Source organism: Citrobacter sp. Cy070 (genome assembly GCF_030332245.1).
Taxonomy (GTDB): domain Bacteria; phylum Pseudomonadota; class Gammaproteobacteria; order Enterobacterales; family Enterobacteriaceae; genus Citrobacter; species Citrobacter youngae.
Genome location: NZ_JAOWIG010000053.1, coordinates 1 through 18,134, shown reverse-complemented (window position 1 = coordinate 18,134; position 18,134 = coordinate 1). Strand labels below are relative to the sequence as shown.

At 55.0% G+C, this 18,134-nt stretch carries 20 protein-coding genes, 1 pseudogene and 1 riboswitch; all 21 genes and pseudogenes read right to left on the bottom strand.

All coding sequences use genetic code 11. The annotated features are described in order from the left end of the window. Window positions 1–21: 21 nt before the first annotated feature. Window positions 22–828, bottom strand: a pseudogene (ldtA, locus tag OGY19_RS07495) (L,D-transpeptidase); the annotation flags it as partial. A gap of 185 nt (window positions 829–1,013) precedes the next feature. Next, a complete protein-coding gene (gene cobT, locus OGY19_RS07490; RefSeq protein WP_048211974.1) occupies window positions 1,014–2,078 on the bottom strand; it encodes a nicotinate-nucleotide--dimethylbenzimidazole phosphoribosyltransferase in 1,065 nt (354 codons plus the stop codon). Window positions 2,079–2,102: 24 nt separating this feature from the next. After that, complete coding sequence (gene cobS, locus OGY19_RS07485) at window positions 2,103–2,846, bottom strand: adenosylcobinamide-GDP ribazoletransferase (RefSeq protein ID WP_061067722.1); 744 nt, start codon at window positions 2,844–2,846, stop codon at window positions 2,103–2,105. Continuing rightward, the gene (cobU, locus tag OGY19_RS07480; RefSeq protein WP_115602222.1) at window positions 2,843–3,388 is read right to left on the bottom strand and encodes a bifunctional adenosylcobinamide kinase/adenosylcobinamide-phosphate guanylyltransferase; all 546 of its coding nucleotides are present in this window, start codon (window positions 3,386–3,388) and stop codon (window positions 2,843–2,845) included. Before cobU ends, cobS begins: the two co-directional genes overlap by 4 nt. After that, window positions 3,385–4,905, bottom strand: coding sequence for a cobyric acid synthase (locus OGY19_RS07475; protein WP_115602223.1), 1,521 nt, complete (start codon window positions 4,903–4,905; stop codon window positions 3,385–3,387). The genes cobU and OGY19_RS07475 overlap by 4 nt, the downstream gene beginning before the upstream one ends. Continuing rightward, window positions 4,902–5,717: an energy-coupling factor ABC transporter ATP-binding protein gene (locus OGY19_RS07470; RefSeq protein WP_061067720.1), complete on the bottom strand. Its 816-nt coding sequence runs from the start codon at window positions 5,715–5,717 to the stop codon at window positions 4,902–4,904. The genes OGY19_RS07475 and OGY19_RS07470 overlap by 4 nt, the downstream gene beginning before the upstream one ends. Window positions 5,718–5,725: 8 nt before the next feature. Continuing rightward, the gene (locus OGY19_RS07465) at window positions 5,726–6,403 is read right to left on the bottom strand and encodes an energy-coupling factor ABC transporter transmembrane protein (protein ID WP_048211979.1); all 678 of its coding nucleotides are present in this window, start codon (window positions 6,401–6,403) and stop codon (window positions 5,726–5,728) included. Next, on the bottom strand, window positions 6,390–6,671 hold the full coding sequence (locus tag OGY19_RS07460) for an energy-coupling factor ABC transporter substrate-binding protein (RefSeq protein ID WP_003030289.1): 282 nt from the start codon (window positions 6,669–6,671) through the stop codon (window positions 6,390–6,392). The genes OGY19_RS07465 and OGY19_RS07460 overlap by 14 nt, the downstream gene beginning before the upstream one ends. Before the next feature lie 2 nt (window positions 6,672–6,673). Beyond that, window positions 6,674–7,411, bottom strand: coding sequence for a cobalt ECF transporter S component CbiM (gene cbiM / locus OGY19_RS07455; protein WP_048211980.1), 738 nt, complete (start codon window positions 7,409–7,411; stop codon window positions 6,674–6,676). After that, window positions 7,408–8,121: a cobalt-factor II C(20)-methyltransferase gene (locus OGY19_RS07450; RefSeq protein WP_115602224.1), complete on the bottom strand. Its 714-nt coding sequence runs from the start codon at window positions 8,119–8,121 to the stop codon at window positions 7,408–7,410. The genes cbiM and OGY19_RS07450 overlap by 4 nt, the downstream gene beginning before the upstream one ends. After that, complete coding sequence (gene cbiK / locus OGY19_RS07445) at window positions 8,118–8,912, bottom strand: sirohydrochlorin cobaltochelatase (RefSeq protein ID WP_048211981.1); 795 nt, start codon at window positions 8,910–8,912, stop codon at window positions 8,118–8,120. Before cbiK ends, OGY19_RS07450 begins: the two co-directional genes overlap by 4 nt. A gap of 10 nt (window positions 8,913–8,922) precedes the next feature. Further along, window positions 8,923–9,708, bottom strand: a complete 786-nt coding sequence (locus OGY19_RS07440) for a cobalt-precorrin-6A reductase (protein WP_048211982.1) — start codon at window positions 9,706–9,708, stop codon at window positions 8,923–8,925. After that, window positions 9,705–10,430, bottom strand: a complete 726-nt coding sequence (locus OGY19_RS07435; protein WP_115602225.1) for a precorrin-3B C(17)-methyltransferase — start codon at window positions 10,428–10,430, stop codon at window positions 9,705–9,707. The genes OGY19_RS07440 and OGY19_RS07435 overlap by 4 nt, the downstream gene beginning before the upstream one ends. Beyond that, on the bottom strand, window positions 10,430–11,485 hold the full coding sequence (cbiG, locus tag OGY19_RS07430) for a cobalt-precorrin 5A hydrolase (protein WP_061067717.1): 1,056 nt from the start codon (window positions 11,483–11,485) through the stop codon (window positions 10,430–10,432). Before cbiG ends, OGY19_RS07435 begins: the two co-directional genes overlap by 1 nt. Then, entirely contained in the window at window positions 11,466–12,239 is a 774-nt protein-coding gene (locus OGY19_RS07425) for a cobalt-precorrin-4 methyltransferase (protein ID WP_005123046.1), read from the bottom strand. Before OGY19_RS07425 ends, cbiG begins: the two co-directional genes overlap by 20 nt. Next, the gene (locus OGY19_RS07420; protein WP_048211985.1) at window positions 12,232–12,801 is read right to left on the bottom strand and encodes a decarboxylating cobalt-precorrin-6B (C(15))-methyltransferase; all 570 of its coding nucleotides are present in this window, start codon (window positions 12,799–12,801) and stop codon (window positions 12,232–12,234) included. Before OGY19_RS07420 ends, OGY19_RS07425 begins: the two co-directional genes overlap by 8 nt. Beyond that, the gene (locus tag OGY19_RS07415; RefSeq protein ID WP_048211986.1) at window positions 12,791–13,396 is read right to left on the bottom strand and encodes a cobalt-precorrin-7 (C(5))-methyltransferase; all 606 of its coding nucleotides are present in this window, start codon (window positions 13,394–13,396) and stop codon (window positions 12,791–12,793) included. Before OGY19_RS07415 ends, OGY19_RS07420 begins: the two co-directional genes overlap by 11 nt. Further along, window positions 13,390–14,529 carry a cobalt-precorrin-5B (C(1))-methyltransferase CbiD gene (gene cbiD / locus OGY19_RS07410; RefSeq protein WP_048211987.1) on the bottom strand — a complete coding sequence of 380 codons (1,140 nt, stop codon included), beginning with the start codon at window positions 14,527–14,529 and terminating at the stop codon, window positions 13,390–13,392. Before cbiD ends, OGY19_RS07415 begins: the two co-directional genes overlap by 7 nt. Then, window positions 14,526–15,158, bottom strand: coding sequence for a cobalt-precorrin-8 methylmutase (locus tag OGY19_RS07405; protein WP_048211988.1), 633 nt, complete (start codon window positions 15,156–15,158; stop codon window positions 14,526–14,528). The genes cbiD and OGY19_RS07405 overlap by 4 nt, the downstream gene beginning before the upstream one ends. Before the next feature lie 10 nt (window positions 15,159–15,168). Then, window positions 15,169–16,128: an adenosylcobinamide-phosphate synthase CbiB gene (cbiB, locus tag OGY19_RS07400; protein WP_048211989.1), complete on the bottom strand. Its 960-nt coding sequence runs from the start codon at window positions 16,126–16,128 to the stop codon at window positions 15,169–15,171. Continuing rightward, window positions 16,125–17,504 carry a cobyrinic acid a,c-diamide synthase CobB gene (locus OGY19_RS07395; protein WP_115602226.1) on the bottom strand — a complete coding sequence of 460 codons (1,380 nt, stop codon included), beginning with the start codon at window positions 17,502–17,504 and terminating at the stop codon, window positions 16,125–16,127. Before OGY19_RS07395 ends, cbiB begins: the two co-directional genes overlap by 4 nt. 88 nt (window positions 17,505–17,592) lie before the next feature. Continuing rightward, a riboswitch (cobalamin riboswitch) is annotated at window positions 17,593–17,767 on the bottom strand. Window positions 17,768–18,134 lie beyond the last annotated feature (367 nt).

Genomic DNA, 18,134 nt, shown 5'->3' with positions numbered 1-18,134 from the left:
AAGAGCCGCGTAGTGGCATCGCTAATGTGTCTGCACCAGACTGATATTCACCGGCATCCCGGAACGGCGTTCCAGCGCCTGATTCCCACGATTCACATCCACGTCATTCCCGCTGATAAAAGTACGCAAAACGGGGGTGATGGGCAGCGGAACCTTTCTGTCAGATTCATATTCGGAGCGATTGCGGGACAGCGGTTCATGAACCTCAACCCAATGGCTACCGTCTGGCTCGGTGCTGAATTTTACCGGTCGGTCAATAATCTGAACACGCGTGCCAACTGGCACAGTATCAAACAGGTATTTGATGTCGTCATTACGCAGACGGATGCAGCCCTGGCTCACGCGTAGCCCAATACCGAAGTTGGCATTAGTACCATGGATGGCGTACAACCTGCCGATATAGATAGCGTACAGTCCCATCGGATTGTCAGGCCCGGCAGGCACAAACGCCGGTAAGCTTTCCCCACGAGCAGCATACTCCCGCCGGGTATTTGCCGTGGGCGTCCAGCTTGGTGCTTCCTGTTTACGTTCGACCGCCGTGACCCAGTTGCGCGGAGTTTCCCTCCCCGCCTGCCCAATACCAATAGGTAACACCTCTACCGTATTAGCACCCTCTGGGTAATAGTAGAGCCGCATTTCTGCGACGTTGATGACGATGCCTTCACGTACGGTATCAGGCAATATCAATTGTTGTGGCACCACCAGTGTGGAACCCGACTTTGGCAGAAATACGTCCACACCAGGATTGGCTTCGAGCATATTGCTCAATCCCTGTCCATACTGTGCGGCAAAAGCCTCCAGGGGCTGAGTATTACCAGCGGGGGTAGCTCACCGCCTGCGATCCCTGACTCGCGAGCAGCATAACAAGAGCACACAGCAGTTTTACACGACGCATCTTTTTCCTTTCCTTCGTCGCAGCAGATATCCATTAAGTATAGCTTTTTTATCTGTTTTAGGGGGTTACGACGAGAATGCACATTAAAAACCCCGCCATAAAGCGGGGTCGTGAGCGGCTACGCTTCTTTGCCATCCGGTAATACAATATTACTGGCAGCTAACTGCCCCATATTGCTATACATCGCGCAGGCCGCTTCAACAATGGGCATCGCCAGCGCGGCACCACTGCCTTCGCCTAAACGCATTCCCATGTTGAGATACGGCTCCAGTTCCAGGTGCGCCAGTGCAGTACGAGCGCCCTTCTCGGCGGAGAAATGCGACGGGATCAGATAAGGTTTAATCTCCGGCGCTATCTGACAGGCAGCCAGTGCCGCCGAATAAGACAGGAAACCATCCAGGATGACCGGCAGACCGCAAGACGCCGCACCTAACATCACCCCCGCCATACCGACAAGATCAAAACCACCCACTTTTGCCAGCACATCAATACCGTCATTGCGATCCGGCTGATTGACGGCAATGGCTCGCCGTACAACATCAACCTTATTGCCTACCCTCGAGAGCGGCAGGTTAGCGCCGATACCGACCACATCCTCGGCATCGCTGCCGGTCAATACGCTGACGATTGCCGCCGCGGGGGTCGTATTGGCCATACCAAGTTCACCGACGCCAAACAGCGTTACGCCATCCCTGGCCAGCTCATGGGTATAACGGATAACTTCCAGCAGCAGTTCCTCGGCCTGAGAACGGCGCATTGCCGGGCCTTGAGCAATATTACCGCAGCCGCGCGCCACGCGCATATTCACCACGCCGGGAATGAGTTCAGCATCGATGCCGACATCAATCACATGTACCTTTGCCCCCGCCTGAGCAGCCAGCACGCAAACGCCGGTCGTCCCACGCGTCATATTAGCAGCCTGAATAGCCGTGACGATTTTAGGCGAAACGGCAACCCCTTCATCCCACACGCCATGATCGGCACACATCACCAGCATCGCTTTGCCATTCACATGCGGCACACCCTTCAGGCCTGGCATACCGGCCAGTTGCACAGCGAGAGATTCGAGTCGCCCAAGACTTCCCGGCGGCTTAAGCAGGCCATCAATATGTTGCTGCGCGCGCAACATTGCAGCGCTATCGGGAGAAGGGATCGCGTGAAGTAAAGAGGATAAAGTCTGCATAAGGGTTCCAGTATGTTGACTGACTCAAAGCAGAGCCAGCAGGAAAACCAACTCGCCAAGTTCAATGGCCGCACCCAGCGTATCGCCGGTTTGCCCACCTAACGTGCGTTTTAATAACTGCCCAAGAATGAAGATCGCCACCAACGTAACGACCAGTGCTGCCACACCACGCATACCGGGAAGTAGTACGGCGGCAAGGATCGCCGCAAATCCCAACGTGACGCAGGTTTGACGCCCGGAGACTTTGCCGATAAAGACATTGCCCAGCCCTTCTTCGCGCGCGTAACGATGTCGATACATCAGCAAAACAGCACAGCCCCGCCCGGCGACACAAGCCGCAGCAAGCGCCGCCAACATCGGTGTGCCACGCAAAGCCAGTTCGCTCACTACCAGCACTTTTGCCAGCAACACGAAAATTAGCGCCAGTCCGCCGTGGGTTCCCAGCCGGCTGTCGCGCATGATCTCCAGCATCCGTTCGCGTCGACGGGCAGAGAAAATACCGTCACAGGTATCCGCCAGGCCATCAAGATGAAAACCGCCGGTCAGCAGCGCCAGGGTCAACACTGCAAACAGCGCCGCCAGTGGGATACCGCACCAGGCCTGTAGCGCCATAAAGACCAGCCCCGTAAGCCCGCCCAGCACCACGCCAATCAGCGGGAACATCACAATGCCACGTGAATAGTGCTCGAAATCCAGTCCTTGCGACCAGCGAGCAGGAACGGGCAAGCGACTGATAAAAGAGAGCATTGCCCAGAACAACTTACTCATTTAATTTTGACTCCAATTCCTGATACCACCAGCCAGACCTCATCGGCTGCTGCCGCCAGTCGCTGATTCACGCGTCCTGCAATATCGCGAAAATGCCGTGCCAGACGGTTCTCCGGAACAATCCCCATTCCCACTTCGTTGGTCACCAGCACAACCTTTGCCGGGCAGCGCTGACAGGCAGCAATCAGCGAACGGATCTCATCCTCGATCGACTGCTCCATCGCCGCGTAATCCCAGCTATCCGGGTCACTGTCATCGCCCAGTGCAAACAGCAGATTGGTCACCATCGTGGTAATGCACTCCAGCAAAATGGCTTCCTGCGGATCGTTTTCTGCCGTTATCAGTTCATCGAGATGTTGCCAGCGTTCAGCTGTACGCCAGTGCGCAGGGCGTCCATCGCGATGATGCTGAATTCGCGCCGCCATCTCCTCATCAAAGATCTGCGAAGTCGCGATATACAAAACGTTTGGAGAATCCGCGATCAGCGCTTCCGCATGTCGACTCTTGCCGCTTCGCGCACCGCCGGTAACCAGAATCATCATACGGGCTCCCGGTGTTGCTGCATGATGGTATAAATTTTCTCAATATCGATGTGTTGCCGCATCGCATCCGCCAGCAGATCAAACTGCTGCGATTTATATTGCGCGTAATGGAAGGTGGAATCCAGCGGTGCTAACCCTTTACGTACACGCAGGCCATTAACCAACTCCCGGGTAAATTCATCGCTGTCGAACAGACCGTGAAGATAAGTACCAAACGCCAGGCCATCCGGCGTAACCGCGCCGTCAGCCACATTGCCGCCGTCTTTGCGCAGCGTCATCACCGACCGGCATTCTTCGGTTAACCTCGTTTCGCCCATATGGATTTCGTAACCACGAACGGATAACCCTGCCGCGCCCGCCAGCCAGTCAGGCAGCGAGGAGGACATTTTTCCCTCAACCAGAGTGGTGGTTTTGTGCTGGGCAAAATGGGTGACGGTATTGAGCAAGCCCAGACCCGGCAGCGTGCCAAGCCCTGACTCCACTTCATCGATGATCGTATCGCCGAGCATTTGATAGCCGCCGCAAATCCCCACCACCGGCACGTTATTACGATGCAATTGCACGACGCCGTGCGCCATTCCGCTCTCACGCAGCCACACAAGATCGCCCAGCGTATTTTTGCTTCCGGGCAGAATCACCAGATCGGCCCCCGCCAGCTCTTCAGGCTGGCGCACATAGCGCACGCGCACATCCGGCTGTGCGGCAAGCGCATTGAAATCAGTAAAGTTAGAAATGTGCGGGATTTGCACCACGGCGATGTCGATGTCGCGTTTATCAGTGCGCAAATATTTGCCCTTTTGCAGCGCAACGCCATCTTCATCTTCCAGATCCACATCCAGCCATGGCATGACGCCCAGTACCGGCACCCCGGTCAGCGCTTCAATTTGCTCAATACCGGAATACAGCAGCGCCACATCGCCGCGAAATTTATTGATGATCACCCCTTTGACCCTGGCGCGTTCATGATCGTGCAATAGCGCCAGCGTACCGTAAATGGAGGCAAACACCCCGCCACGGTCGATATCCGCCACCAAAATCACAGGACATTGCGCCATTTCAGCCATGCCCATATTGACGATATCGCGATCGCGCAGGTTAATCTCGGCCGGGCTTCCCGCCCCCTCCAGCACCAGCACATCAAACTCTTGCGCCAGACTGTTATAAACTGACAGGATTTGATCCCGCAGACGCGGTTTGTACTCGTGGTAACTGACCGCATCCATATCGGTTGCCACTTTGCCCATCAGCACAACCTGCGCTTTACGGTCGCTGGTCGGTTTAAGCAGCACCGGATTCATACGCACATCTGGCGTAATGCCAGCGGCTTCAGCCTGAAAAATTTGCGCGCGGCCCATCTCTTTGCCCTCTGGCGTAATACCAGAGTTCAGCGCCATGTTTTGCGATTTGAACGGCGCGGTACGCAGCCCATCCTGATAAAAAATTCGACACAGCCCGGCGACCAACACGCTTTTACCCACATCAGATGCCGTTCCCTGCAACATTATCGCCTGCGTCATGACGCCTCCTTCAGTGCGTTCTCTCGCATACAACTAAAAAATTCAGCCTCTGTTTTACACAGCGGGAAGCCCAGCTCGGTGTGCAATTTCACCAGCCATGGCTGAGTTAACCCGGCTTGTTCAATAAGATCGGTACGGGCAAACACGTCACCCGGCGTACCGTGCGTCAGCACTTCTCCGCGACGTAAAACATACACCGCATCGCTGACTTCATAGATGAGATCAATATCATGGCTGGAAATAACCACATGATTTCCTTGCGCCACAATGCGTTTGATAATCTCGATCATCTGCGTACGCCCTGATGGGTCGAGACCGGCGGTGGGTTCATCCAGTAACAGATACTGCGCCTGCAGCACCAGCGCCCCGGCAATCGCCACGCGTTTTTTTTGCCCGTGACTTAAGCACTGAATCGGCTGATGGCGAAAATGCTGGGCGTCGACCAGCGTCAAGGCATCGTCCACCCGACGGGCAATTTCAGCCTCGTCCACGCCAAGATTACGCAGGCTAAACGCGATGTCACTGTCGATGTCGGTATAAAAGATTTGCTGATCGGGGTCCTGAAATACCGTTGCCACCTGCTGACGTAGCGCCAGCAGGCCGCGCTTGCTGTAATCCAGTGGTTTTCCTTGCCACATCACCGCCCCCTGTTGTGGGCGCAGTAAACCGCTCAGGTTCATAAACAGCGTGGACTTCCCACAGCCATTGGCCCCCACCAGTCCGGTGACGGCATGTTGAGAAAAGTCCAGCGTTAGCCCTTTGAGAATCGGGTCATCCTGGTAGCGAAACCAAAGCGCTGAGGTGGCAAGCATACTTTTCCTTACAGGTGAAAATCACCCTGATACAGTTTGATATCCAGTGTGGTGGTCATTTGCTGATAACGGATCAACACGCGGGTAAACAATAATCCCACCAGCATCGCCAGCGAGCGATAGCCTAATGGCAAGCTACGATAACCAAAACGCAGCGTTTGTGCGCGATGAATGGCGAGTGCCTCGTCTAACAGGATAAAAATAAAGCGCCAGGTCAGCAGAATCAGCTCGGTCATCAGTCGTGGGACATGTGCACGTTTGAGCAGGATAATTAACTGCGGAAACGGTAAATTCAGCACCAGCCAGAACGTTGCCGCCAGCGCAGCCAGGCTGCGCCAGAAGGTTTCATTGGCGGTGACAAGTCCTGGGGCGCTAACGCCCAACCAGTAGCTGCCCACGGGTACGCTGGCCAGTAAGGTATGCGGGTCGCGACTGACGCTAAACAAAATCGTCACGACGCCCACCAGCAGAAAGCCAAATGGTAGAGCCATCCAGCGACACCAGCGCCAGAAAGAAACCCGCAGCAGCCAGCAACTGAGCGCCGCTATCAGCAACATCTCGATACCCTGCCCCAGCGGGGGCAGAGTAAAGGCCAGAATCATCATCATTAGCCAGAGCAGAAATTTCCGCACCGGTGAGACATGAAACCAGCGGCTTTGATAGCTAAGCCTGTCAAGCCCGGTCATCACGACGTTGCCTGCCCTTGGTATAACCCAATATGTAGAAAATTACGGCTGCGCCCAGCGATCCCTGGAGCGTAAACAGCAGGCTTTCAATCTCACCGCTTGCCGGTTCATATAACGGCTGGAACCACGGCTCATAATGCGGGGCAATAGCCTGAATCTGACTCTCCGCCTCACCGTCCGAGCCGCCGTATTCACCACCGTGATTGATAAAGAACGGCAGGATCACCAGCGCCACTACCATGCCCAATATAATCAGCGTCTTTTTCATCGTTAATGTCCTTGTGCGGTTATTAACTGGCGTTTGGTTAGCTGATCGTAAATCAGCACGGTGAGTAACCCTTCCGCAATCGCGATGGGGATCTGCGTCAGACAGAAAATTCCCATGAACTTAATGATTGAACCGGTAGCGCCAGCAGACGGATCCGGGAACGCCACGCCCAGTTGCACTGAGGTGACGAAATAGGTAACAAGATCCGCCAGCATCGCGCACAAGAAGACGCAAACATCACGGCGGAACCCCGCGCGACAGGCCAACTTCCACACCATATACCCAACAACCGGGCCGATTACCGCCATCGACATACCGTTAGCGCCAAGCGTCGTCAAACCACCGTGCGCCAGCAGCAGAGCCTGGAACAGCAAAACGATTGCCCCGAGGATGGCCACTACGCCTGGTCCAAACAGGATAACCGCCAGGCCTACGCCGGTAGGGTGTGAACAACTTCCGGTAACGGAAGGAATTTTCAGCGCCGACAGCACAAAAATAAAGGCGCCGCACAGTGCCAGTAAAACTTTCTGGTGATTATCTTCCTGCACGATTTGGCGCAGGCGCACCAGCCCGTACCACAGGCAGGGTAAAAACAGCAGCCACCATGCCAGCGCCCACATCGGTGGCAAAAAGCCTTCCATAATGTGCATCGCGAACGCTTGCTCAGGAACAATCATCAGTAATAGCGCCGCTGCCAACCCGCTGAAAGACAGCTGTTTTAGCTGTTGTTCAAGCTTCATTGTGCATACTCCCACTGTTTGTTGACCAGAATGGTCGAGAAATAAGGCAGCGGCTGATCGTCGCTCACCTCGTCGAGATGGCGCCAGCACTGCTCGCCCGGCAGCGTGGCTTCAGACATCATCAGTGCACAGTCCAACAAGCCTTCTTGTTGCAGCAGCGTTTTGATGCGCGCAAAACGACCGTACACTTTCATCAGCACCAGGCTGTCATGCTGCTTTAACGCCTGCTGAATTTCAGCTTCCGGCGCGGTACAGGAGACCACTGCCAGCGATTGTTGCTCCATGGCGAGCGGAGTTTTCGAACGCGCGGCAATCGCAGCGAAAGAGGTCACGCCCGGGACGATTTCTAACCAGTCAGGCGAACCAATACGCTGCAGTAAAAAGACCCAGGTGCTGAACAGCATGGCGTCGCCGAGGGTAATAAAACCTACCTGTTTACCCGCTTCCACTTCCTGTACCAACGCAGCAGCGACCTCATCCCAGACGGCCTCTTTTTCAGCACTGTCGGCACTCATCGGGAAATGGCAGCAGCGAACCTCGGTCTGCTCACCGATATACTCCCGCACAATCGACAACGCCAGACTATCGCCACCTTTACGCCCGGCTGGTGCATAAAGAATATCCAGCGCCCCAAGCGTGCGTGCTGCGCGCACGGTTATCAGATCGGCAGCACCAGGCCCGGTGCTCAGTGCATACAATTTGCCACTCATGCTGCTTCCTCCAACGCTACGTTCAGCGCTTGCTGTAAATGGGCGACGAACATGGCACGAACCGCCGGATTCTCACCCAGACCGCTGAGCCATGGCGTTGCTGGAATGCCTGCTGCGTTAAACAACGTTTTCCACGAATCCTCTTCATCGGAGGCCATATCATTGATAGCGTGGTCGCCTGCAACCAGCATTAGCGGCATTAGATGAACCGCCGTCACGCCTTCCTGACCTAAGCTTTCGATCAGCACCTCAACTTCCGGGTAGCTTTCCACTGCACCTACGCGAGCCGGGAAGCGCTGCGCCGTCATCATGTGGTCAAGACAGGCATAGGCAGCAAAGGCGTGATGGCTGGCCCCGTGCCCCATAAAGACCACTTTTTCATTTTCGCCAAGCGCCGGCATCTGCTGTTGCAGCGCCAGCATCAGCTGTGCGTAATCTTCAACGCTGCTCAGTAGTGGTACACCCAGCGTCAGGCGAGAAAACAGCGGGCGCATACTTTGTACTTCGCGGACAATTTTTTCGTATTCGTCGCCGTTGATGATGTGCAGCGACTGAATCGCGACATCCTGATACCCCTGCTCCGCCAGCTTTTGCAGCGCCTGCAGCGGCGTGTCGATTTCAATGCCGTCACGCTGCTTGAGCTTGCGGATAATCATCCCTGAGGTAAACGCCCGGAACAGGTCGCGGTCAGGGCAACTGGCTGCAAGATCGCGCTCACAGGCCACAATATTCTTCTCGCAGGTGTCGTGATAGCTGGTGCCAAAGCTGACCACCAGAAGCGCCTTTTTCATCTCTAACTCCTTAAGCCGCGGCCAGCCAGCGCGTTAAACGCGCCGCAAAGGCAGCCTGACTTTCCAGTAATTCTTCTCCCGTCACCAACGGTGCCGGGCGTGTAATCACGATGCAGGGGATACCGGCATCCAGACAGGGTTGCACTTTTTCCTGATAACCCCCTTCCGCGCCTGATGCCTTAGTGATCACCACATCAGCCTGACACTGGCGATAAAACGCAGCGTTGAACTCGGCGCTAAACGGTCCGCACAGCGCAAAGATCTCACCGACGCCAAATCCCAGGTCCGCGCATTGCTGAATGACTTCGGGTACAGGCAGGACGCGCGCCAGCAACGTTTTTTCAGGCAACTCTTCGCGCCAGATGGCCAGATCTTTACTGCCGGTCGTCAGCAGCACGCGGTCACCGAAGCGCCGCGCAACCTCGCTGGCTTGCTGAATGCTCTGTACGGTATACAGGTGCGGGTGGGTTAAACCGCTTAACTGTTCAGGGCGTTGATAGCGACTCAGCAGTACGCCCGCCGCTTCGCAGGCATTCATGATGTTGCGGCTCACTACCTCGGCGTAAGGATGCGAGGCATCGATCACCCAGCGAGTCCGATTTTCCTGAAGCCAGGCAATCATTTGCTCACGTTCCAGACGCCCGCAGCGCACCTGACCTTTGATGTCTCCCGCCAGCTGCTTTCCCGTCGGGGTCGCAACTGACAGGGTGTAAGCCACGTTTGCCGCATCCAGTTGCTGGCACAGCATGCGCGCGTCGCTGGTGCCGCCCATGACCAGCACATCACCATAATTCACAGCACATAACCTCGTGGCGTGATCATCAGGCCGTCCTGAACATAGGTTGTTTTATTGCCCACAATCACCAGACTGGTCATATCCACCGGTTCAAAATCCATATCACCGAGCGTGGTCAGCCATTTTTCCTGCTTTTTACGTCCGGCTGACTTCACAATACCAACCGGCGTTTGTGCGCTCTTGCTGGCGGAAAGCAGTTCAAATGCACGCGCCAGATGTCCTTCGCGACCCCGGCTGCGTGGGTTGTAGAAACAGATAACGAAGTCAGCTTCACCGGCAGCAATAATGCGTTTTTCGATAACCGGCCATGGCGTTAACAGATCGCTTAAGCTGATGTGGCAGAAGTCGTGCATTAGCGGCGCACCCAGCAAAGAAGCGGCGGCAATACTTGCGGTCATGCCAGGTATCAACCGGACCTCAACGTCCAGCTTTTGCATGCTGACCAGTTCGAGTACCAGCCCGGCCATACCATAAATCCCAGCGTCACCGCTGCTGATCAACGCCACGTTGTGACCCGCCTGCGCCAGTTCGATCGCTGCCTGACAGCGTTCAATCTCTTTGCACATCCCGGTTTTGATCACCTGCTTGTCGCCTGTGAACGCTTTTACCAGATGGGTGTAGGTTTTATAACCCACGATGATTTCCGCTGCCTGCAATGCTTCAACGGCTTCCATGGTCATCATTGCCTGCGAGCCAGGGCCAATTCCAATTACGCTTAACATCAGTGTGAAACTCCCAAAGTGATCGTGACGCCCTGTTCTCGCAGGGTCTCGCCTAACAGTTGTCCGTGGCTCAGCAGCCAGGCTGCAGGACCGGAAACGCTTCCTGTACCCACCGTTTTGCGAACAAACGATGAGGCCGGAAAACGGTGTTCATGCTCACGCAGCGCGTCAGCGGTAAAGGTTTCGAAAGGCACGCGGCAACAGGAGGCCAACTGGATAAGCCCTTGTTCGTCTTTTTTCAGCGTGATGCTGCCAATGGCTTTTAACGCCAGCGGGTCGAAGCGCTGTGCTTCGAGTTGACGTGCCAGCAGCGCTGCTAACAGTGGAAACGGCGTATCCCGACGACAGCCAATTCCGGCAACCACTCGCTGCGGTACCAGCTTCCAGTGCACAACTGGCAGCTCAGGCAGATTGTTGCGCAAGGTAATACAAATCAGCGCATCCAGTTCAGGAAGCTGATTGAGGTCGGTCACCGTGATAAATCCACGGCGGTCGCAATGGCTGACGTCCTGTGCCAGTTCGTCGTCCCACCACAGACCAACCCGTTTGTTGCTGACCAGCATCTGGTTAACAATTTTGACCGCCGAGCGGAAATCATTCATACGGGCATTTAACTGAAACGCCAGCGTGTCCAGCGCCGCCATATCGTTAACATCCGTCGCGGTGGTAATGACCGGGTCGGCCCCCAGCATCCCCGCCAGATAACGCGCCAGAGCATTAGCTCCTCCCGCATGACCGGAGAGCAGGCTAATGACATGCTGGGCACGTTCATCAATGACCACCACTGCCGGATCGCAAAATTTGTCGTTGACCAGCGGGGCCAGCACGCGCACCGCAATGCCGGTCGCCCCGATAAAAATCAGCGCCGAGTAATTCGCAAACGCTTCGCGGGCGGTATTAGCAAAGCCGTTTTCGAAGGGAATAAACCCCTCCTCCAGCAGCTTTTCACTGGTAAAACAGGTTACCGGCAGCATCGCCGCCAGACGTTTAGCAAGCACAACGCCGCCGGGGGTCAGGCAAAATAGCGCAAGTGATTCAGGCTTTACGGTATTCATGGCTAAAATCCGCCGCATAGAGTTTGGAGTAGTGATACTCCGAGCCCAGGAAATTACCGACCAGAATGAGCGCCGTTTTACGGATCCCTGCGTCGCGAACTTTGTCGCCAATATCTGCCAGGGTACCACGCACGGTCTGACTTTCCGGCCAGGTTGCCTTGTAGATCACCGCCACTGGCGTGGCCGCCGGGTAACCGCCTTCAATCAGACGCTCAGCAACCCGGTGGATACGTTGGACGGAAAGATAAATCGCCATCGATGTCTGGTGACTGGCAAACGACTCCAGTTGTTCACGTTCCGGTACCGGCGTGCGACCTTCCAGACGGGTAATGATCAAACTCTGCGACACTTCCGGTACGGTATACTCGACGCCCAACTCCGCAGCCGCGCCCAGGAATGCGCTAACGCCAGGCACCACCTGCCAGTCGATCCCGCGTTTAGTCAACTCTTCGCCTTGCTCACGCACGGAGCCATATAAGGAAACATCACCGGTTTGCAAACGCACGACGGTTTTACCGGCTTTCACACCCGCTTCCATCAGATCAAGGATCTGCTCCAGATGCAGTTCGGCGCTGTCATGACATTCCGCTCCGGCCGGGCAATATTCCAGTAATTCAGTGTTAATCAGCGATCCGGCATAGATAACTACCTGTGCCTGCTGGAGCAACCGGTACCCTTTGAGGGTAATCAGCTCGCGATCGCCAGGACCTGCGCCAACAAACCACACACTACGGGGATCAAAAATCTCAGACATGGGTTCCTTCCTTCTGACAGGCGATAACAAATACGGGGTTATTCGGTTTGAAATAGTGACCACTACCCAGCGTGGTAAGTGAGGAAACCTGCAGTTGCAGGCAATCCACACCCTGTACGCCAGGACGGTCCAGATGAGCCAGCGCGGTGTTGAGGTTTTCCTGAAGGATAAATGTCATCACCAACCGCCCTGCGGGATGCAATTGACGCATTGACCAGTCAATCAGTTCGGTCAGATGGCCGCCGCTGCCGCCCATAAAAATGGCATCGGCTTTTTCCGCGATAGTCATCGGCGCGATACCTGGAAAAATGTCGATATTTGCGCAGGCAAAATGCTGACGGTTTTCGTCCAGCAGCCTGAGCGCATCCGGATTACGCTCAATTGCCGTCACGCGTAATCCTGGGTATTGCAGCGCGGCTTCTATCGACACGCTGCCGGTTCCGGCACCAATATCAATCAGGTGACTGGCGCGGTGTAATTCAAGTTTTGAGAGGGCAAGTGCGCGTACCGCTTCTTTGGTCATCGGCACTTTCTCTCCACGTAGAAAAAGCTCATCTTTCATCGAGTATCACCACTGCATTCATGTCATAGTCGGCTGTAATTTTGCTCACAGGCAGGCAGTGGATACGCTCATTGTCCATCGCCAGGTTTTCGCCAATCACCATCCAGCGATGTCCTTTGCCTCTGGCAACCAACTGCTGTGCAATTTCACGCGGACCACACAGCGCGTCGGTCACCATCGCAACCTTGTTATGTCGCGCCAGTTCATCAAAACAGACACTGCGACCATGGCTACTGGTGAGCCACATGTCGTTCATATCAATACCCGCTTGCGCACACAGATACTGCACCGCGCTAATGCCGGGAATAATGCGCACATTTTCAATACCAAAATGCGCCACCATCCGCGTGCCAATGCCGTAGAACAGCGGGTCGCCGGATGCCAGCACCACCACGTTTTGCGCCTGATGTTCGCCTATCCAGTTCAATAGCTCCGGAATATTGGCGCCAAGAGCAAACCGCTCACCGGCAAAATCCGGGAACTGCTGCAGATGTCGCTTGCCACCGATCAGCACATCGGCCATTGCAACCGCATCGCGCGCCACCGGCGTCATCAAATGCAACCCTGCGGGCCCCATCCCTACAACGGTTAACATTGCATCTCCTCAGCGATCTCGGCGATCGGGCGATTGCTCCCCAGCACCTGGTTATCAAAAGAGAACATGATGGCGTCGCAGGTCGGGGGATTTTTGGTAAAACGCAACGTTTGCAGGACGCGCATACAAATGCGCCTGGCCAGATGGTCATAAATGTGCTGGAAACCATACGCTTCGATGTGTTCCATCGCCGCCTCGGTGGTATCGCAGTCGCTGACCAGCGTCAGCAGTTCCAACGGCGCGCCAAGTAATGCGAGGTGAGCCACCAGCGTTTCCATGCGGGCATCAGCGATATGACTGTGGGTATGGAAGATCCCTGCCGCGATTTTGATAAGTTTGCCGGGGTGGCCGACCAGCACGATCTGGCGGAATCCCAGGCGTACCGCTTCTTCAATCATGTAACCGACAAAGTTGCTCATAGTGACCACAACCTGTGTGTCGATCCCCATTTGCTCACGCACAAAACGTTCGCCGTGATTACCCGGTACCAGTACTACGCGATCCAGCCCTGCCGCGCGTTTGATCTCCAGCTCCAGCGATAGCGAACGTTTCCAGCTCTCTTCTGACATCGGCGTAACAATGCCCGTGGTACCAATGATCGAAATACCGCCCAGAATCCCCAGCCGCGAGTTGTAGGTTTTTTGCGCCCGTTCTTCACCTTCAGGCGCAAAAATCTCAATTTTTGCCCCGCGATTTGGTCCAATCGCTTCACGTACTGCGGACTCAATGGTCTGACGAGGTGTCCGGTTAATCGCCGAACTGCCCACCGGCAAACCAATCCCTTTACGGGTCACCGTACCGACACCTTCACCGCCCTGTAAGACGATCTCTTTGCTATCGTCTAACGTCACGCGGGCAAAGATCAGCATCCCATGCGTGGCGTCCACATCATCGCCACCATCTTTGCGGATGGCGGCAATCGCCTGCTGCCCTTCGATATGCGGTGACTCCACGTTCAGGCATAACGTCACCCCGGAAGGCGTCACAATGGAAACCTGATGGATCAGATGCTGGCGCAGCACCATCAACGCAGCGACTTTTGCCGCCGCCGTCGCACACGATCCCGTGGTGTATCCTTTACGCAGCGCTTTACCGTTGTGCCACACTGGCGTGTCGAAGGACTGGTCGCTCATCGCGCCCCCTGCATGTGATAAAGCATGGCGTTGACGATAGCGGCGGCGACGTTACTGCCACCTTTGCGACCTAATGCGGCAATGGCGGGCAGATGACTTTGTGTCAGGGCATCCTTCGACTCCGCCGCGCCAACAAATCCTACCGGTACGCCAACCACACCGCTGACAGGTGCATCATGTTCCAGCAGTCGGAACAACGCGGTTGGCGCGTTGCCAAAGACAAACAGTTTTTCGCCCTCTTCCTTCACGGCAATGTCGACTGCAGCCATTGAACGAGTGATCCCCTGTTCTTTTGCTGCCCGCACCACACGTGGGTCGCTGATGTAACAGCGGCATTCGCCACCGAATTTTGCCAGCAGGTTTTTGTTGATCCCGGAAAGCGCCATCGTGGTATCGGTATAAATCACGCTCGGGCGACTCAATGCAGCGCAAAACTGTTCCAGCACATCGCTGGAAAACCACAGAATGTCCAGCCAGTCGAAATCCGCGGTGGTGTGGATCACCCGCTTGATGATGGCTTCATGCAACGGACTGGCAAACTGATAGTCCGGGCGGGTTTCACTGATAATCTCGCCAATGATGTCGAAACTTTTGGCCTCAATTGCTTGAGGCTGCTGGATATAGTGCATTTTGTTGTCCTCAGGCGACACCGAGCCACAGCCAGCGCAGCGCAATAAAAAGCGCCAGTGCCAGGGTCGATGCTACCCACATCAATCGAATCGTTTGGGAAATGTCGTCTACAGAAATGTCTCGTTGTTGATCGCCAATCCACGGTTTTTCAACGCGCTCGCCGAAGTAGTCATTGGGTCCCCCCAGGCGAATACCTAATGCGCCGGCCACAGCAGCTTCCGACCATGCGCAGTTTGGACTGCTATGGTTGTAGCGATCACGCCAGCCAAGCTGCAAAGCGCGTACGCCGTCCTGGCGGCATAAAAACGCCGCCACACCCAGCAACAGCCAGCTCAGTCTTGCCGGAATAAAGTTAGCGACATCGTCCAGACGGGCGCTGACCATGCCGATAGCACGGTACTTTTCATGTTTGTACCCCACCATTGAATCGAGGGTATTCACCGCTTTGTAGGCCATCGCCAGTGGCGCACCGCCCAGTAAGAGGAAGAACAACGGCGCGATGATGCCGTCAACGGTGTTTTCCGCCACGGTTTCCACCACGGCGCGGTTGATCTGTTTTGGTTGCAGCTGTGAGGTATCACGTCCCACAATCCAGGAGAGTTTTTCCCGACTTTCGGCAAGATTATTGGCACGCAATGGACGCTCTACATCCAGCGCAGCATTTGCCAGACAACGCCCCGCCAGCACAGTGAAAATCATCCACACCTCAACGACCCAACCAAACCAGGGATGAATTGATTGCGCCAGCGCCAGTACCCCCCAGGACACAGCCCAGGTCAGTCCAACCACCACAATCCACATCACTGCACCACCAATGCGAAGCGCGCGGTCGCTATGGCAGTAACGACGAACAACGCGTTGCACGGCAGAAATCAGATTGCCAATCCAGCGCACCGGGTGAGGCCAGTTCTGCGGATCACCAATGATAAAATCCAGCAGCCAGGCAACGCACCATGCGAGTATCGTCATAGCGCATTCCTCGCAGCGGCCAGCCAGTGATTGAGCATTTCGGGGCGCTGGGCAAAATGAACGTGCAGATAACTGGCGAAGGTATTTCCGACCTGCCATCCACCTGACCAGGCCTGCAGCGTTTTGCCATCACGCACCTTGCGGCAATTCATCACCGCCGGGGTTTCAGGGGTAAAGTCGGAATAGTGGAATTCATGCCCGCGCAGGACTTCACCGGCCGTTGCCAGCAATGATTGCTGTGTGGCTTGTGCCTCGCAGTAGCCAAACCGGGTCAGCCGTTTGCCCATTTTGCTGTGTCCTGGAATGATATCCGCCATTAGCCAGCAATCGCCGTTGCTGTCCTCCAGCGAGCTACCGAGATACATCAACCCTCCGCACTCTGCATAAATAGCGACGCCACGCTGATGCGCCGCTCGCAGTTGCTCCAGCATGGTGACATTACGGGCCAGGGCCGCAGCATGCAGTTCCGGATATCCGCCGCCTAACCAAATCATCTGACAGTCTGGTAAACAGGTATCATGCAGCGGGCTAAAACGAACAATATTGAGGCCCGTACGCGCCAGTAATGTAATGTTATCCGGATAATAAAAGTTGAACGCCTCGTCATCAGCGATGGCCAGCGTTAGCCCTACCCCTGCGTCTGCTGCCGGTAGCGCGGGCCATTCGCCAACAGGAAGGGTGTTTAACTGGCTTAATGCCAACAACGCGTCGATATCCAGCGTCTGTTCCAGCGTCGCGGCAAAATCCTGCCACGGCAGCTGGTTGATAACTGACTCACGAGCGGTAACTAAGCCCAGATGACGTTCAGGAAGCGCGACGCCCTCCATGCGGGGAACGTAGCCTAATACAGGCACGGAGCAGTAACGCTCAATGGCAACTTTGAGTAGCTGGTAATGTGTTTCGCTGTTGACCCGATTAACAATCACGCCTGCAATGTTCAGACTGGGATCAAAATGCTGGAATCCCATCACCGTGGCGGCTATCGAAGTGGAAACCGCCTTACCATCAACCAGCAAGATGACCGGGCAACCTAACTGTTTCGCCATCGCCGCAGTACTGCAGTAATCAGGGTCTGTACCATAGCCGTCATATAACCCCATAACGCCTTCGATAACGGCAATATCCGCGTGCTGCATCTGCTCGCAAAATAAGGCATTCAGTGTAGAGGTGGGTAGCATGAAGCTATCAAGATTACGGGAAGCCGTGCCGCACACCGCGGTGTGCCAGCCAGTATCAAGGTAATCAGGACCGACTTTGCATGGCTGGACGCGTAAACCGCGCTTTTTCATCAGGCTCAACAAGCCCAGCGTCACCGTGGTTTTGCCACAGCCGCTACCGGTACCTGCAAGAACAAATGCGTGAAAACTGGCCGCCATACCCTGATCCTGTTCAGGGTGGTAGGGGTGTATAGATACCCAGTCTCTCGACTGTATGCATCTGCGCAACCCACTTCCCACCGAAGTTGTTGGTAGTCACCGACAGGCAGGTCTTCTGGCTTAGCGTCGTCCTCGCCCGTCCTTCCCAATCTTACGATCAGTGGTCTATACGGGGTCGTCAGCATCACAGCAGCGGGGGCTGCGGGGGATTCTCACCCCCTTCCCTACCACAAATGTGGCAAACCTGTCAGTTCAAGAGCCGATTTAATTTGGCTCTGTGTCTTGAGGCAAATTCACGACCTCATGACAATAATTCAATTTAATATCTTGCCGGGTACATTCAACCAATGTTATGGCCTCAACCCGTTTATTCATATGTTCATTTTTTGAATGAAAGCGTCATTAAAGAATAAAGAAAGTCTTTCACTCAGACACTGTATCTCATCACAAAAATAAAAACTGGTGCAGTTTATCCCTCAAATACTATTATTTTGTTGCGCTATGACAATTTATTGACTGCTGTAGTTATTTTTCATTTTATAATGACTGACGGTGATGCTGCCAACTTACTGATTTAGTGTATGATGGTGTTTTTGAGGTGCTCCAGTGGCTTCTGTTTCTATCAGCTGT